Here is a 15,137-nt window from a genome sequence, read left to right on the forward strand (position 1 = left end):
CGCGCCGCATCGAGAGGCAAGCGCATGCTGAATTTTCTGGTCAAACGATTGTTCGGGCTGCTGCCGACGCTCGCGTGCGTCGCGGTGCTCGTGTTCCTGTTCGTCCACCTGCTGCCGGGCGACCCCGCGCGGCTCGCGGCCGGGCCCGAGGCCGACGACGCGACGGTCGCGCTCGTGCGCGCCGATCTCGGCCTCGACAAGCCGCTGCCTGCGCAGTTCGCGAGCTTCTTCACGCGGATCGCGCACGGCGACTTCGGCATCTCGACGCGCAGCAAGCGGCCCGTCGCGACCGAGATCGGCGAGCGCTTCATGCCGACGCTGTCGCTGACCGTCGTCAGCATGGCGTGGGCGACGCTGTTCGGGATGGCGATCGGCATCGCGTCGGCCGTGTGGCGCAACCGCTGGCCGGACCGCGTCGGGATGACGCTCGCGGTGTCGGGCATCTCGTTTCCGGCGTTCGCGCTCGGCATGCTGCTGATGGAAGTGTTCTCGGTGAAGCTCGGCTGGCTGCCCGTCGTGCCGGACGGCTCGTGGAAGAGCTATGTGCTGCCCTCGGTGACGCTCGGCGCGGCCGTGGCCGCCGTGATGGCGCGCTTCACGCGCGCGTCGTTCGTCGAGGTGCTCGGCGAGGATTTCGTGCGCACCGCGCGCGCGAAGGGCGTGCGCGAGCCGATGGTCGTGCTCAGGCACTGCCTGCGCAACGCGATGATCCCGGTCGTCACGATGATGGGGCTGCAGTTCGGCTTCCTGCTCGGCGGCTCGATCGTCGTCGAGGCGGTGTTCAACTGGCCGGGGCTCGGGCGCCTGCTCGTCGATGCGGTGACGATGCGCGACTACCCGGTGATCCAGGCGATCGTGCTGCTGTTCTCGATCGAGTTCATCCTGATCAATCTGACCGTCGACGTGCTGTACGCGGTCATCAACCCGACGATCCGTTTCAAGTGAGGCGCGCATGAACGCGACTGTTCCCACCACCCCGGCCCCGTCGGCCGCCGCGCCGGCCGCGATCCGCACGCCGTGGAGCGAGTTCTGGCGCAAGTTCAAAAGGCAGCACGTCGCGCTCGCGGCGGGCGCGTTCGTGCTGCTGCTCGTCGCCGTCGCGATCGTCGGCCCGCACGTCGTGCCGTACGACCCGGAGAACTATTTCGACTACGACGCGCTGAACGCGGCGCCGTCGGCCGCGCACTGGTTCGGCGTCGATTCGCTCGGCCGCGACATCTTCAGCCGGATCGTTGCCGGCGCGCGGATCTCGCTCGCCGCGGGCTTTTTCTCGGTCGCGCTCGGCGCGGCGGTCGGCACGTTCTTCGGCCTCCTCGCGGGCTACTACGAAGGCTGGTGGGACCGCGCGACGATGCGCGTCGCCGACGTGCTGTTCGCGTTTCCGGGCATCCTGCTCGCGATCGGCATCGTCGCGATTCTCGGCAACGGGATGGTCAACGTGATCTGCGCGGTCGCGGTGTTCAGCGTGCCCGCGTTCGCGCGGCTCGTGCGCGGCAACACGCTCGCGCTCAAGCAGATGACCTACGTCGAGGCCGCGCGCAGCATCGGCGCGACCGACTGGACAATCATCATGCGGCACATCCTGCCCGGCACCGTGTCGTCGGTCGTCGTCTACTTCTCGATGCGCATCGGCACGTCGATCATCACCGCCGCGAGCCTGTCGTTCCTCGGCCTCGGCGCGCAGCCGCCGACGCCCGAGTGGGGCGCGATGCTCAACGAAGCGCGCGCGGACATGGTCAACGCGCCGCACGTCGCGCTCTTCCCGAGCATCGCGATCTTCCTGACCGTGCTCGCGTTCAACCTGCTCGGCGACGGGCTGCGCGACGCGCTCGATCCGAAGCTGGAACGCCGCTGATGGGCGCGCACGCAGCGGGCGGGCCGGATGCGGCGAACGTGGCGGACGTAGCGAACGTAGCGGATGGGGCGCACGCCGCGCCGCACGTCGGCGCGCTGCCGGCGGGGCCGCTTCGCAGCATCGCCGACGTCGCGGGCGTGACGGTCGGCCACGCGACGCTCGACGCGTGCGGCGTGCAGACGGGCGTGACCGTCGTGCGGCCGCACGCGGGCGACGTCTATCGCGACAAGGTGCCCGCCGCCGCCGCGGTGATCAACGGTTTCGGCAAGAGCGTCGGGCTCGTGCAGGTCGACGAGCTCGGCGTGATCGAGACGCCGCTCGCGCTGACGAACACGTTCGGCGTCGGCGCGCTCGCGCACGCGCAGATCCGTGCGGCGATCGGCGCGAATCCGCAGATCGGCCGCGCGTGGCCGACCGTCAATCCGCTCGTGTTCGAATGCAACGACGGTTATCTGAACGACCTGCACGCGTTCGCGGTGACGCCCGCGCATTACGCGCAGGCGCTCGCCGACGCGCGGCCCGCGTTCGCGCGCGGCGCGGTGGGCGCGGGGCGGGGGATGTCGTGCTTCGATCTGAAGGGCGGGATCGGCTCGGCGTCGCGCGTCGTGCGCGCGGCGGGCGCATCGTGGACGGTCGGCGCGCTCGTGCTCGCGAACTTCGGGCGGCTGCCGATGCTGACGATCGCCGGCGTGCCGGTCGGGCGGATGATCGCCGGGCGGGACGCGGCCGGCGCGCCGCACGACGCGGACGACAGCGCGCACGCCCGCACGGACAGCGGTGCGGCCGGCGGCCTCGCGCGTCGCCGCGCGCCCGACGCCGCCGCTTCGCCTGCGGACGCGCCGCCGCCCGAGCAAGGCTCGATCATCATGCTCGTCGCGACGGACGCGCCGCTGTCGTCGCGGCAACTGAAGCGCGTCGCGCTGCGCGCGGCCGCGGGGCTCGCGCGCACGGGCTCGGTGTACGGCCACGGCAGCGGCGACATCGCGCTCGCGTTCTCGACCGCATACACAGTGCCGCACGACGCCGGGCGCATCGCGCTGCCGCCGCTCGTCGCCGACGCGGCGCTAGATCCGCTGTTCGCCGCCGCGGCCGACAGCGTCGAGCAGGCGATCGTCGACGCGCTGTGGCAGGCGACGCGCGTCGCGGGCCGCGACGGCCACACGCGCCGCGCGCTGCGCGACGCGGCGCCGGAACTCGAACGATGGCTGCGCGAATCGCGCGCGGGAGACTGATGAAAGTCCTGATTTCGACCGATATCGAAGGGGTGGCGGGGGTCGTGAACGTCGAGCAGACACGCGCCGGCAATGCCGAATACGAGCGCGCGCGCCGCTGGATGACGGCGGAGGCGAACGCCGCCGTCGAAGGCGCGTTCGCGGGCGGCGCGACGCGCGTGTGGGTCAACGATTCGCACGGCGGCTTTCGCAACCTGCTGCCCGACGGCATCGACGCCCGCGCGCGCGTCGTGCTCGGCAAGCCGCGCACGCTCGGGATGATGGCGGGCCTCGAAGCCGGGCCGGACCTCGTGTTCATGATCGGCTATCACGCGAAGGCAGGCGCGCGCGGGCTGCTCGCGCACACGATCAACAGCGGCGCGTTCGCGCGCGTCGCGCTCGACGGGCGCGAAGTCGGCGAGGCGGGGCTCTACGGCGCGCTCGCGCACGAATACGGCGCGCACGTCGCGCTTCTGTCCGGTGACGACGTGTTCGTCGACGAGACGCGGCCGCTTTTTCCGGCGGCGCGCTTCGTGACCGTGAAGGATGCGGCGGGATTCGCGAGCGGCGTGTCGATGACGCCCGCCGCCGCGTGCGGGGCGATCGGCGTCGCCGCGCGGCAGGCGCTCGAGCAGGCGCGCGAGGTCGCGCGCGCCGCGCGTGCGCACGCGCCGCGCGCGGCGGCCTGCGAGCTGCGGACGCAGACCGTCGCGGCCGCCGACCTGTTCTGCCAGTGGCCGTCGCTCGAGCGCGTCGACGCGCTCACGCTGCGGTTCGCCGCGCCGTCGGTCGAGCACGTCGTGCGGACGTTGAATTGCCTGTCGGCGATGTCGTTCATGCTGCGCTGAGCGGCCTGCGTACCTGCGCGCAGCGGGCGACGGGCGGGGCGCGCGCTCAGGCGAGATAAAAGGTATTGGACGCGTTGTCGAAGCCGACATTGACCGTGCCGCCGTTCAGCGGCACCGCGAGGCCGTTCGCCGGCGTGAACGGAGCGATCATGCCGTTGACGCCGGAAGACAGGAACAGATCCGCGCATTCGCGCAGATAGAACGCCGCCTGGGTATTCGTGATCACCGCCGTGGCGTTCATCGTCGACAGCGCGGCCGCGCCGTTGACCGTCGCGCATTGCGCGAGCCCGAAAGCGGCGGACGCGCCGGCCTGCACATTGCGGATCGCGTAAGCGCCGGCCGGCCCGATGCCCGCGTTGCCGTTGTCTATCTGGCCGTTGCGGAACGAATAGAGCGTCTCGATGCGGGCCGGCCCGTTTGTCGTCGCGTTGATCCCGATCACGTTGCCGGCCGTCAGCGGCGTGGCCGTCATGTAAAGCAGCACGGCGTCGTCGACGACGACGCTGTTGCGCTCGTATGGCGAGAACGCCTGCCATATGACGGAGGTGCCGACCGATGCGCCGCGCGCGCTCGCCCGAGTCGAGCCGACATAGGCGTCGACCCGCCTCGTCAACGTCACCGCGAGCTGCGCGTCGCGGATTTTCTCCACGCCCGTCGCATCGATCGCGATGTAGATCGTGCCGGCCGGCATGATTCGCGCGGGACCCGTCTGTCGCCCGAAGCGGCAGGCGGGTCCCGCGCCGCTCACACGATTCTTCTCAATGCGCCGTAGTTTTCGGTCCCGGTGACGGCGCCCCGAAGGCTCGCGACGAAATCCTCTCCGGTGCGAATGGCCGGCTGCTCGAGGTAGAACGTATTGGTCCGGTCATTGAACCCGACGTTGGCGATCGGACTCTGGCTGGATAGCGCAACCGGCAGCGCGTTGCTGGCCACCTGCGATATCACCGAGCCATTGTTGCTGTATGACGCGAGGAACAGCGAGAGATTTTCGATCGGCGTGAACGACGCCCTCATGTTGTACGCGACCGGCACGGCGTTGAGCGGGGCCACGACAGGAACGTTGTTGACGATCGCCTGTTGGGCGAGCCCGAAGCTGAAGCTGCCCGCCTGGTTGTTGACGAGGTTGTACGTGGTGGGATTGCCTCCGTCGGCGCCATTGAACTGCGCGCGCTCGAACGTGTAAGTCCAGCCCGCCTGAATCGGCGCGCCCGTCTGCGACGTCATCGTGATCGTCGCGCCCGCCTGCAGGATCGTCGTCGTCGCATACATCGTGTACTGTTCCTGCCACGAAATCTGGTTCAACTGGAGCGGCTGGAACGTCACCCAGGCGATCGGCAGATTGCCTTGCTGCAGCGGGTCCGAAATCACGCTCTTGACGAGCGTGACGCGAAGCCCGTTCTGATAAATGGTATTCAAGCCTGCATTGCTGATTGAAATGTTGATCTGGTAATTCATTTTCAACCTCCACGTGTTTGAGTGAGGCATTAAAGAAGAACCAGCCAGCGACACACTGGCGCTGCGACATCCCCGGCATCCGCGAGCGCCGGGCATTGGCCGGACGGCAATCGCGCGACACGGGATCCGAGTGAACCTTGCGGATGCGCCCGCACATGGGCATGCCGGCAAGCGTGGATGGCCGGCCGGCGGCCGAGTCGGGACGCAAGCGTTGTTAATCGATATCAGCGATGTGCGAGTCTCCGCAGTATTTTTGATCAATGACCGGCTTGATGTTTTCTTTTTCGTTTCGCGATATATGCAATCGGCTGATTCAGGATAGGACGAATGGCGGGGTATTCAAGCGGCGATGCGATTTCAAATGAAAATTGAACCGGAGTGCGCCGTCGGGCTGCGCGCGGCGCGGGCCGGCGCGCGCAACCGTCGCGACTCGTTCAGACGTCGAAGAACACCGTCTCCCGCTCGCCCTGCATGCGGATGTCGAAGCGATAGGCCGTCACGCCGTTCGCCCGCGCGTCGCGCTTTGCGATCAGCGTCGCTCGACGTGCGGCGGGCACGCTTGCAAGCACCGCATCGGTTTCGTTCGCGGCCGCTTCGTCGTCGAAGTAGATCCGCGTGAACGCGTGCGTGAGAATCCCGCGCATCATCACCGTCACGTCGACGTGCGGCGCGTCCGTCTCCGACGTGCGCCCTGGCTTCACCGTATGGACGACGAAGCGGTTCTGCGCATCCGTGCCCGTGCCGACGCGCGCAAAGCCGAAAAAACCGCTCGCAGCGGCTTCGTCGCGCGACGCCGGATAGCGGCCCTCGCCGTCGACGTGCGTGAATTCGAGCACCGCGTCGCTGACGACGTTGCCGTCGCCGTCGAGCACGCGTCCGACGAGCAGGATGGGCTCGCCCGCCGCGTCGGGCGTCGCGATCTCCGCCGTGAAGAGGCTCTTCAGATCGTAGTTGTACTGCTGCGGGCAGAGGCAATACGCGAAGTACGGGCCGACGGTCTGCGAAGGGGTCTGTTTCAGCGTCGTCATGCTCAGCGCTCCATCGGGGTGGCGTCGCGGCCGCGCAGCACGATGTCGAATTCGTAGCCGAGCGCGAAGCCTTCTTCGGTCGTGACGATCGAGAAGCGCGAGATCAGGCGATCGCGCGCGTCCTCGGGCGTGCCCTGGAAGATCGGGTCGAGCGCGAGGAGCGGATCGCCCGGGAAATACATCTGCGTGACGAGCCGCGAGCCGAAGTAGTCGCCGAACAGCGAGAAATGGATGTGGTTCGGCCGCCAGGCGTTCGGATGATTGCCCCACGGATACGCGCCCGGCTTGATCGTGAGGAACCGGTAGCGGCCGTTCTCGTCGGTGACGCACCGGCCCGCGCCGAGGAAGTTCGGATCGAGCGGCGCGTCGTGCTGGTCGACCTTGTGCACGTAGCGGCCCGCGGCGTTCGCCTGCCAGACCTCGACGAGCGTGTTGCGCACCGGCTTGCCGCCTTCGTCGAGCACGCGGCCCGTGACGACGATCCGCTCGCCAAGCGGCTCGCCGTTCTTCGCCGCGTTCTTCGTCAGATCGTGGTCGAGCGGGCCGAGATCGGCCGCGCCGTAGACGGGCGCGCGCTGATTGCGCAGTGTCTCCTTCAGCGGAATCAGCGGCTGCGTCGGGCCGCGCTTCACGGAAGAGCGGTACGGCGGATGAATGTACGCGGGATGCGACGGCCAGTCGCGTGGCGAGAGCGTCGAGGAATCCATCGAGAGCGTCTCCAGATTGATGGTTGTCAAGGCGGGATGGAAGGACTTTAGCTAATCCGGAAAGTTATGCAAAATGACGTTTTATCGCTGATCGTATAACCAGATGTTATGCAAAACCGGATCGCCGACGGCCGGGTCAAGTTCCGGCATCTGCAGTGCTTTCTCGCGGTTGCGCAGTTCGGCGGCGTGCAGAAGGCCGCGCAAAGCCTGTCGATCACGCAGCCGGCCGTGTCGAAGACGATCGCCGAGCTCGAAGCGATCCTCGGCGTGCGGTTGTTCGAGCGCGGCCGGCAGGGCGCGCGGCCGACGCGCGAGGGGCAGCTCTTCATTCCGCACGCGAGCGCGTGCGTGCTCGCGCTGCGGCAGGGCGTGGGGCTCCTCGCGCGCGAGAGCGGCGGCGCGGCGGCGACGCTCGAGATCGGCATGCTGCCGACCGTCGCCGCGTCGCTCGCGCCCGCCGTGCTGAAGGTGCTCGCGAGCGAATGGCCGCGCGCGGTCGTGCGGATCACGACCGCCGCGAACGCCGAGCTGCTCGAGCGGCTGAAGGCGGGCGCGATCGAGTGCGCGATCGGGCGGCTGTCGGAGCCCGAGCGGATGGTCGGGCTGTCGTTCGAGCATCTGTACAACGAGCCGCTCGTCGCGGTCGTGCGCGCGGGCCATCCGCTCGCGGCGAGCGCTTCGCCCGCCGCGCAGCTCGCGCGCTACCCGGTCGTGCTGCCGCCTTACGGCACGATGATCCGGCAGGCGGCCGAGCAACTGCTGGGCGCGTGCGGCGCGCCGCCGCTCGAATCGTTCGTCGAGGTGCTGTCGGTGTCGGTCGCGCGCGCGCTCGCGCTCGAGAACGACGCGGTCTGGTTCGTGCCGCGCCACGCGGCCGAATTCGATCTCGCGGCCGGCACGCTCGTGCGGCTCGCGCTGCCCGTCGAGGGCGCGGACGAGCCGGTCGGGCTGATCCTGCGCACCGACGCGCAGCCGTCGCCCGTCGCGCGCGCGCTGATCGACGCGGTGCGGGCGGTTGCGCGGCGGCGGCTGGGCGCGGCGGGCGGGCGCGCGCGCGGCGGGCGGGGCGCGGCGAACCAGCGGCGCGGCGGGGGCGGGCCCAACGCGTGACGCCGGCGGTTGGCGTGCACCGCCGCGCCGCCCCGCGCGACCAACGACGAGCGTCCGCTCACGCCATGCCGAGCTTCCCGAAATCGAAGCGTTCTTCCGACAGCAGGAAGCCGCTCGATTTCTTGCCCGGCTCCGAGCCCTTGATCTGGCATTGCTTGAGCAGCGAGAGATACGTGTTCTGCCTGTAGCCGCTGTCCGGCGCGGGCTCGACATAGCGCACCCACAGCTCGAGCGCGTCCTTGTTCGGCATCGCGATGAAATGCCCGGCGTCGCGCAGGGTGTTGACATACGCGCTCGACATCCACCATGCATATGCAGTGCGGCTGCGCGTCAGCTCGCCGCGCGTATCGACGAACAGCACGCACGCGAGCGCCGAATTGGGCGTCGCGCAGATCAGATCCAGGTCGGCCGGCTTGATCGGGAAATAGCCTTCCCAGCTCGGCCGCTCGCCTTTTTCCTTCGGCGACGCGACGGGCGCGGCCTGGCGGCTCTTGACCTGCACGTAGACCGGCGTTTCGGGCACGCCGCGCTCGACGGGCCGCGGCGCATCGTCGAGCCGCGACAGATGCCGGTACGCGCGCGTGACGACGAGATCGAAGCCCTTGTCGATCGGCAGCTTGAACGCCTCCATGTTGTGGCGGAAGCACTCGGACATGATGTAGTGCTCGCCGGCCGCGCCGATGTAGAGGAATTCGGTGGGAACGGATGATGACGATTTCGCGTTGGCCATGTCGTGAATGAACGTTGTTTGAGTCGGAGCGGCGGTTGCGCCGCGTGCAGTTCGAATGCGCGATGCTTGGGCGCGTTTCGGCGTTTGGCGCCCTAAGCGAATCGCGCATCCGGTCGAACGCGTTGTTCGGCGCGCTTGCGCGTCATGCAAAAGTACGCCGGACGGCATCGCGCGCGCAAGCGCGCCTCGCATCGCCGGGCTGCGCCCGCGGCCGCGCGGGCATGGCGGAAACGAATCGGCGGCAACGTGCGCTGTGGGCGTTATCGGCGTCGATCGGGCGTTCTTGAGCACTTTCCTGCGACGTGTATCGGATTGCAGTGCGCGAGGTCAACATTGCGCCGAACGTTCGATAGAATGGCCGCTCGTCGCGTTGCGCGACGTCGATTCAAAATGCCTTCCGATCGATTGCCCCGCGTCGCCGATTCGGCGCGCCGACGCACTTTGTGATCGGAATTTTCCGATCCGGTTCGGTCTGTCGGCGCGCGATGCGCGCCGTTTCGATGCGTGTCGTGCCGCGCGCGTCGCAGACAATGGCCGACGATGTTTTTCGTGACGAAGCGCATCGCGCTCATCAGACAAGCATGAAATCGATACATGCCGGCTTGCGCCGACGGCGAGGGCCGTCGCACCGGATGCCGCTCGGCTACATGGTGATCGCCGGCGCGGTGGCGATTGCGATCGTCATGATGTCCATCTGCGCGGCGATCCTGCGCGACAGCCGCGACGACGCATTCGAGCACGCGCAACGCGCCGCGCGCAACACGCTGCAGATGATCGAGCGCGACGTCGCGCGCGGCTTTCGTCTGTACGACCGCATGCTCGCGCGCATCGCCGCGCAGCTCGGCGAGCGCCGCATCGCCGCGCTGCCCGCCGACCTGCGCCGCGAGATCCTGTTCGATGCCGCGGCGGCCGCGAACGAGGCCGGCGTGATGTACGTGCTCGACGCGCGCGGGCATGTGACGCTCGCGTCGACGAGCGGCCCGCTGCCGACCGCGAGCTTCGCGTCGTACGATTTCTTCGCCGCGCAGCGCGACGCGCCGACGCTCGGCACGTATCTGAGCGGGCCGTACCGGATGCCGTCGCGCGACGGCGAGCCGTGCATCGCGCTGTCGCGCCGCATCGAGCGCGCGGACGGCGCGTTCGCGGGCGTCGTCGTGCTCGCGGTGCGCGTCGCGTATTTCCAGCAGTTGCTGGCGGCGGCGAGTGCGGGCCCCCACGGCGCGCTTGCGCTGATGCACGCGGACGGGCGCGTCCTGATGCGGATTCCGTTCGACGAGAAGTCCGTCGGCCTTGACCTGAGCGGAACGAGCCTCTACTCGCGCATGCAATTCGGCCGCTCGGGCGAGTTCTTCGACGTCGAGCCGATCGATCACGTGAAGCGCTTCTACCTGTATCGTCGGCTCGACGACGTTCCGCTGATCGTGCAGGTCGCGCTCGCGGACGACGACATCCATGCGACGTGGCGTGTGCGCGCGTGGCGCTTCGGCGTGCTCACGGGCGTGTTCGCGCTGATCTTCGTCGTGATGAGCGCGTATCTCGCGCATTCGCTGTGGCGCAAGTCGACGGCCGAGGCGGCGCTCGCGCGGCTCGCCGGCACCGACAGCCTCACGGGCCTGCACAACCGGCGCGCGCTCGACGAGACGCTCGAGCGCGAATGGCGGCGCGCGATGGGCGGCGCGCGTCCGCTCGCGATCCTGTTCGTCGACATCGACCACTTCAAGCGCTACAACGACACATACGGCCATCAGGTCGGCGACGAGGTGCTCGCGACCGTGTCGCGCTGCATCGCGCAGCAGGCGGCGCGCTTGGGCGACGTCGTCGCGCGCTACGGCGGCGAGGAATTCGTCGTCGTGCTGCCGGATACGCCGCGCGGCGGCGCGCTCGTCGTCGCCGAGCGCGTGCGTCTCGGCGTGCGGATGCTCGGCATCGAGCACGAAGGCTCGGAGGTCGGGTTCGTCACGGTCAGCGTCGGCGTCGCGGTGTGGCAGCCGGACGGCGCGTCCGCGCCGCCCATCGCCGCGATCGTCGAGGCGGCCGATCAGGCGCTCTATCAGGCGAAGGCGGGCGGGCGCAATCGCATCGTCGACGTCGGGCTCGGTTGAGTCGAGCCCGGTAGGCGGGGCGGGGCGGCGTTTGGCGGCATCGGCGAGCGGATCGGGCGCGAACGACGCGGGCCGTTCGCCATAGAATGACCTTCCCCCGACATGAGAACGAGAAAGGTGCGCAATGAACGAACGGCAATGGAGCGCGGTCGACGATTTCTTCTGTAGCCAACTGGCGACGTCCGATCCGGCGCTGGATGCGGCGCTGGCGTCGAGCAGGGCGGCCGGCCTGCCCGCGATCAACGTCACCGCGAATCAAGGCAAATTCCTGAACCTGCTCGCGACGATTCGCGGCGCGCGCCGGATTCTCGAACTCGGCACGCTGGGCGGCTACAGCACGATCTGGCTCGCGCGGGCGCTGCCGCCGGGCGGCGCGCTGGTCACGCTCGAGGCGAACCCCGATTACGCGGCGCTCGCGCGCGAGAACATCGGGCGCGCGGGATTGGACGGCGTCGTGTCGGTCGTCGTCGGCCGCGCGAAGGAGAGCCTCGAGCGGCTGATCGCCGAGCGCGCCGAGCCGTTCGATCTGATCTTCCTCGACGCCGACAAGGACAGCTATCCGGCGTATCTGCCGCTGACGGTCGCGCTGTCGCGTCCGGGGACGGTGATCGTCGCCGACAACGTCGTGCGGCAGGGGCGCGTCGCGGACCCGCAGAACCATGACCCGGACGCGCTCGGCGTGCGCGAATATTTCCGGCTCATCGCCGCGCATCCGCGCCTGTCGACGACCGCGCTGCAGACCGTCGGCTCGAAGGGCTGGGACGGGTTCGCGCTGACGGTCGTGACGGCGTAGGCCGTCGGCCGTCAGGCCGTGCGCCGCCGCCGAACCGCCTGCGCGAGCGCGTCGAGCACGGGCTCGGTCTGCGCCCAGCTCAGGCACGCGTCGGTGATCGACACGCCGTATTGCAGCGGCGTGCCGGGATTCAGATCCTGCCGGCCGGCCTCCAGATTGCTCTCGACCATCACGCCGGTGATGCGCCGCTCGCCGTCCGACAGTTGCCGCGCGAGGTCCTCGGCGACGTTGACCTGCCGCAGGTGCGACTTGTTCGAATTCGCGTGCGAGCAGTCGACCATCACCTGCTCGCGCAAGCCCGCCGTGCGCAGCACCGCGCACGCTTCGTCGATGCTCGCGCGGTCGTAGTTCGGGCCCTTCTTGCCGCCGCGCAGGATCACGTGCGCGTCTTCGTTGCCGCGCGTCTCGAAGATCGCGGCCATGCCCATCTTCGTCATGCCCATGAACGCGTGGCTCGCGCGCGCCGCGACGATCGCGTCGGCCGCCACCTGCACGCCGCCGTCGGTGCCGTTCTTGAAGCCGATCGGGCAGCTCAGCCCCGACGCGAGCTGCCGGTGGCTCTGGCTCTCGGTCGTGCGCGCGCCGATCGCGCCCCACGCGATCAGATCCGCGATGTACTGCGGGCTCAGCAGATCGAGGAATTCGGTGCCGGCGGGCAGGCCGAGCGCGTTGATGTCGATGAGCAGCCGGCGCGCGGCGCGCAGCCCTTCATTGATGCGGAAGCTGCCGTCGAGGCGCGGATCGTTGATGTAGCCCTTCCAGCCGACCGTCGTGCGCGGCTTCTCGAAATACACGCGCATCACGATCAGCAGATCGTCGCACAGCGCGTCGGCGGCGGCCTTCAGCCGGCGCGCGTAGTCGAGCGCCTGGTCGTGATCGTGGATCGAGCATGGGCCGACGATTGCGAGCAGGCGGTCGTCGCGGCCGTGCAGCACGCCGCCGATCGCGTTGCGGCTCGCCTCGACGAGCGCCTGGACGGCGCTCGGCACGGGCAGTTCGTCCTGCAGCAGCGCGGGCGAGATGAGCGGGCGCACCGCGCCGATGCGCACGTCGTCGATGCGCGTCGTGTCTTGCGTCGTGTCGGCGGAGCCGGCTTCCCGGTCGCGCTGCGGATTGTCGATGTTTTGCATGGTGGGGTTCCGGTTCTGCTGAATCAGCCACGATTATGGCATTCGCGCCGAGCGCGGCGCGCCGATCGGCTGCGCGTCGCGCTGCGCCGCCGCAAACGATCGCGTCATGTCATAGCCTGACGAGTCCCTCTTTCGGCTGCGCAGCGGACGGCGATGGCGCACTGGCCAACCAGCAGTGTGCCGCCCGTGCTTCGTCCGTGCCGTCATTGCGTTTCATCGTGGGTCGATATGTGAGCGCGTCGCTGATTTTGCTGCGAGAAAAATTTCCAATAGCCATCAAATAGAGAAATTCAGCCGACAGTCATTTTTGATGTAGGAGTCTTTCCGTTGATGTCAGGCTTTTCCTACACGGCGCACGCCGGCGAACCAGTTGACTCGGCGAAAGCCATTTTTCGCGAATGCGCCGCTTCCTTTCATCTCTTTCATTCTTTTCCCGGCACGGCAGCGACGGTCGTTCGCCTGCTTCTGGCGTGATTTTCACTTATTGAAAAACAGGCTGGTTGAGTTATTTAAAATGGATATTCCCTTCGTGTTTCCCCCGATATATTCGCGGCTATTTCCGCCGATATCCAAGGAGCAAGGACGGCCGGAAATGGGGGCATCATGATCGAACATGAAAAGGTGACGAATCCATTTATCCCTGTTAATGATGGGGGGGCGGACATCGACAATGGAGCGCCAGCGACATTCGCGGAACATGAAGCGAGTGCATCCGCGCCTGCGCCCACCGTCCTGCTCGTCGACGACGAACTTGGCGTGCTTTCGTCACTCAGGCGCCTGTTCCGAACGACCCGATACCAGGTCCTGACCGCCGACAGCGCCGCTGCAGCCCTGGACATTCTCGCCTGCAACACGGTCGACGTCATCATCTCCGACATGCGGATGCCGTACATGAACGGAGCGGATTTCCTCGCCCGCGCGCGGACGCTGTACCCGGATACGACCCGCATCCTGCTCACCGGCTATTCGGAGATCGACCTGGCCGTGCGGGCCATCAACGAAGGGGCCGTCTACCGTTACCTGACCAAGCCCTGGGATGATCGCGAGGTGCTGCTCGCCGTCGACGAGGCGATCGAGCAGCAGCGGCTGCGCCGTGAAAACGCGCGGCTGGGCGAGGTCGCCAGCCGGCAGAACGAGGCGCTTCGCACTTTCAATACGGCACTCGAAGTCCAGGTGCACGCCCGCACCGAGGAACTCCGTCAGACGGTGATGTTTCTCGACGATGCCCAAAGCGACCTGAAGCACAACTTCACGGCGATGGTTCAGGTTTGCGCGAACATGATCGAGCTGCGCTGCGGTGTGATGGGGGGCGAATCGCTGCGGATCGGCGAAGCTGCGCGCAGTCTTGCGCTGGCTTTCGGCATGAGCGGTCTGCAGGCGCAGGAACTGTTCTTCGCGGGGCTGCTGCACGGCATCGGCAAGCTGTCGCTGCCGGACGAATTGCTGCGCAAGCCGCTCGATCGCATGTCCGCGGAAGAAAGCCAGTTGTACTACCAGCATGCGCTGCGTGCGCAGATGGTGCTTACGCCTGTGCAGCAGCTCCAGTCTGTCGCGCACATCATCCGCCATCAGTACGAGCGCTTCAATGGACGCGGCACGCCCGACGGCCTCGCAGGGGAGGAGATCCCGTTCGGCTCGCGCCTTCTCGCGGTGGCGCGCGACTTCGAGGCGTTGCGCGGAGGCAGCATGGTCAGCCAGCCGTTCACGGCAGAACAGGCGCTCAGGATGCTCGTGTCGCAGTCGGGCATGCGCTACGACCCGGCGATCGTCGAGCAATTCGTTGCCCTGTCGAAAGATCCCTCTGCGTTGGCGGGACCGGGAGCGGTCTCGCAAGTCAACGCCTCGCAACTGCGGGAAGGCATGCGGCTCGCCGGCGATCTGCGTACCAACGGCGGCATTCTGCTCGTGACCCGGGGCAGCGTGGTGTCTTCGCACCAGGTCGCGCAGCTTCGGCGATTCGAGGCGCAGGAGGCAGCGCCGTTCGAGATCGTGATTCACGAGTCTGCCGGTGCGGTGCCGCAGCGCAACGTGTGAGATGACGGCCGTCATCCGGCACCGCGCACGCTCGATCACGGAATGTCAACGAATGACGATGCGTGCCACCGGAACGATCGCCGTATCCACGCGGCAGGAAACGCATTGCCGCGCCGATTTGCGGCGCAACGGCA

General features: G+C 68.1%; 15 protein-coding genes and 1 pseudogene. 9 read left to right on the forward strand and 7 right to left on the reverse strand.

All coding sequences use genetic code 11. From position 1 onward, the window contains the following. Positions 1-24 precede the first annotated feature (24 nt). From gsiC to WT16_RS28575, 4 genes are read left to right on the forward strand one after another with little or no spacing between them, the layout of a single operon-like run. Positions 25-945, forward strand: coding sequence for a glutathione ABC transporter permease GsiC (gene gsiC / locus WT16_RS28560; protein ID WP_006027048.1), 921 nt, complete (start codon positions 25-27; stop codon positions 943-945). Between the two features lie 7 nt (positions 946-952). Next, positions 953-1,855, forward strand: a complete 903-nt coding sequence (gsiD, locus tag WT16_RS28565) for a glutathione ABC transporter permease GsiD (RefSeq protein ID WP_006027049.1) — start codon at positions 953-955, stop codon at positions 1,853-1,855. Further along, the gene (locus WT16_RS28570; protein ID WP_063534768.1) at positions 1,855-3,087 is read left to right on the forward strand and encodes a P1 family peptidase; all 1,233 of its coding nucleotides are present in this window, start codon (positions 1,855-1,857) and stop codon (positions 3,085-3,087) included. Before gsiD ends, WT16_RS28570 begins: the two co-directional genes overlap by 1 nt. Next, on the forward strand, positions 3,087-3,914 hold the full coding sequence (locus tag WT16_RS28575) for a M55 family metallopeptidase (RefSeq protein ID WP_006027051.1): 828 nt from the start codon (positions 3,087-3,089) through the stop codon (positions 3,912-3,914). The genes WT16_RS28570 and WT16_RS28575 overlap by 1 nt, the downstream gene beginning before the upstream one ends. Before the next feature lie 46 nt (positions 3,915-3,960). Here WT16_RS28575 and WT16_RS28580 read toward each other — a convergent pair whose 3' ends face one another. From WT16_RS28580 to pcaH, 4 genes are all read right to left on the reverse strand, one after another. After that, positions 3,961-4,605 carry a hypothetical protein gene (locus WT16_RS28580; protein ID WP_006027052.1) on the reverse strand — a complete coding sequence of 215 codons (645 nt, stop codon included), beginning with the start codon at positions 4,603-4,605 and terminating at the stop codon, positions 3,961-3,963. A gap of 53 nt (positions 4,606-4,658) precedes the next feature. After that, on the reverse strand, positions 4,659-5,330 hold the full coding sequence (locus tag WT16_RS28585; RefSeq protein WP_231892124.1) for a hypothetical protein: 672 nt from the start codon (positions 5,328-5,330) through the stop codon (positions 4,659-4,661). 473 nt (positions 5,331-5,803) lie between these two features. Next, positions 5,804-6,397, reverse strand: a complete 594-nt coding sequence (gene pcaG, locus WT16_RS28590) for a protocatechuate 3,4-dioxygenase subunit alpha (RefSeq protein ID WP_063534770.1) — start codon at positions 6,395-6,397, stop codon at positions 5,804-5,806. Between the two features lie 2 nt (positions 6,398-6,399). Next, positions 6,400-7,104, reverse strand: coding sequence for a protocatechuate 3,4-dioxygenase subunit beta (gene pcaH, locus WT16_RS28595; RefSeq protein WP_063534771.1), 705 nt, complete (start codon positions 7,102-7,104; stop codon positions 6,400-6,402). A gap of 108 nt (positions 7,105-7,212) precedes the next feature. Between pcaH and pcaQ the strand changes: the two genes are divergently transcribed. Next, positions 7,213-8,214 carry a pca operon transcription factor PcaQ gene (pcaQ, locus tag WT16_RS28600; RefSeq protein WP_063534772.1) on the forward strand — a complete coding sequence of 334 codons (1,002 nt, stop codon included), beginning with the start codon at positions 7,213-7,215 and terminating at the stop codon, positions 8,212-8,214. Positions 8,215-8,272: 58 nt separating this feature from the next. Here pcaQ and WT16_RS28605 read toward each other — a convergent pair whose 3' ends face one another. After that, entirely contained in the window at positions 8,273-8,944 is a 672-nt protein-coding gene (locus tag WT16_RS28605; RefSeq protein ID WP_059932822.1) for a hypothetical protein, read from the reverse strand. A gap of 260 nt (positions 8,945-9,204) precedes the next feature. Then, positions 9,205-9,573: pseudogene (locus WT16_RS35750) on the reverse strand (hydrolase). Between the two features lie 3 nt (positions 9,574-9,576). On the opposite strand from WT16_RS35750, the gene WT16_RS28615 reads away from it, so the two are divergent. Together WT16_RS28615 and WT16_RS28620 are read left to right on the forward strand one after the other, a co-directional pair. Further along, positions 9,577-11,046 (forward strand): GGDEF domain-containing protein, encoded by a 1,470-nt coding sequence (locus WT16_RS28615; protein ID WP_063534774.1) that lies wholly within the window; start codon positions 9,577-9,579, stop codon positions 11,044-11,046. A 124-nt stretch (positions 11,047-11,170) separates the two neighbouring features. Beyond that, complete coding sequence (locus WT16_RS28620; RefSeq protein WP_063534775.1) at positions 11,171-11,839, forward strand: O-methyltransferase; 669 nt, start codon at positions 11,171-11,173, stop codon at positions 11,837-11,839. 11 nt (positions 11,840-11,850) lie between these two features. Here the strand turns inward: WT16_RS28620 and WT16_RS28625 are convergent, their stop codons facing one another. After that, positions 11,851-12,969: a 3-deoxy-7-phosphoheptulonate synthase gene (locus WT16_RS28625; RefSeq protein WP_063534776.1), complete on the reverse strand. Its 1,119-nt coding sequence runs from the start codon at positions 12,967-12,969 to the stop codon at positions 11,851-11,853. Positions 12,970-13,299: 330 nt separating this feature from the next. Between WT16_RS28625 and WT16_RS34180 the strand changes: the two genes are divergently transcribed. Continuing rightward, positions 13,300-13,443, forward strand: coding sequence for a hypothetical protein (locus tag WT16_RS34180; RefSeq protein ID WP_156521524.1), 144 nt, complete (start codon positions 13,300-13,302; stop codon positions 13,441-13,443). 129 nt (positions 13,444-13,572) lie between these two features. Beyond that, complete coding sequence (locus WT16_RS28630; RefSeq protein WP_063534777.1) at positions 13,573-15,003, forward strand: HD domain-containing phosphohydrolase; 1,431 nt, start codon at positions 13,573-13,575, stop codon at positions 15,001-15,003. Positions 15,004-15,137: the final 134 nt, after the last annotated feature.

The sequence above is a fragment of the Burkholderia sp. MSMB1589WGS genome (assembly GCF_001636105.1).
Lineage (GTDB): Bacteria > Pseudomonadota > Gammaproteobacteria > Burkholderiales > Burkholderiaceae > Burkholderia > Burkholderia humptydooensis.

What these genes read in the sequence shown, in the direction of transcription:
- pcaG (WP_063534770.1), bottom strand. Translation starts at nt 6,397, where the DNA reads ATGACGACGCTGAAACAGACCCCTTCGCAGACCGTCGGCCCGTACTTC.
- gsiC (WP_006027048.1), top strand. Translation starts at nt 25, where the DNA reads ATGCTGAATTTTCTGGTCAAACGATTGTTCGGGCTGCTGCCGACGCTC.
- pcaQ (WP_063534772.1), top strand. Translation starts at nt 7,213, where the DNA reads ATGCAAAACCGGATCGCCGACGGCCGGGTCAAGTTCCGGCATCTGCAG.
- WT16_RS28615 (WP_063534774.1), top strand. Translation starts at nt 9,577, where the DNA reads ATGCCGCTCGGCTACATGGTGATCGCCGGCGCGGTGGCGATTGCGATC.
- WT16_RS28570 (WP_063534768.1), top strand. Translation starts at nt 1,855, where the DNA reads ATGGGCGCGCACGCAGCGGGCGGGCCGGATGCGGCGAACGTGGCGGAC.
- WT16_RS28625 (WP_063534776.1), bottom strand. Translation starts at nt 12,969, where the DNA reads ATGCAAAACATCGACAATCCGCAGCGCGACCGGGAAGCCGGCTCCGCC.
- WT16_RS28605 (WP_059932822.1), bottom strand. Translation starts at nt 8,944, where the DNA reads ATGGCCAACGCGAAATCGTCATCATCCGTTCCCACCGAATTCCTCTAC.
- WT16_RS28580 (WP_006027052.1), bottom strand. Translation starts at nt 4,605, where the DNA reads ATGCCGGCCGGCACGATCTACATCGCGATCGATGCGACGGGCGTGGAG.
- WT16_RS28575 (WP_006027051.1), top strand. Translation starts at nt 3,087, where the DNA reads ATGAAAGTCCTGATTTCGACCGATATCGAAGGGGTGGCGGGGGTCGTG.
- gsiD (WP_006027049.1), top strand. Translation starts at nt 953, where the DNA reads ATGAACGCGACTGTTCCCACCACCCCGGCCCCGTCGGCCGCCGCGCCG.
- WT16_RS28620 (WP_063534775.1), top strand. Translation starts at nt 11,171, where the DNA reads ATGAACGAACGGCAATGGAGCGCGGTCGACGATTTCTTCTGTAGCCAA.
- pcaH (WP_063534771.1), bottom strand. Translation starts at nt 7,104, where the DNA reads ATGGATTCCTCGACGCTCTCGCCACGCGACTGGCCGTCGCATCCCGCG.
- WT16_RS34180 (WP_156521524.1), top strand. Translation starts at nt 13,300, where the DNA reads ATGTCAGGCTTTTCCTACACGGCGCACGCCGGCGAACCAGTTGACTCG.
- WT16_RS28630 (WP_063534777.1), top strand. Translation starts at nt 13,573, where the DNA reads ATGATCGAACATGAAAAGGTGACGAATCCATTTATCCCTGTTAATGAT.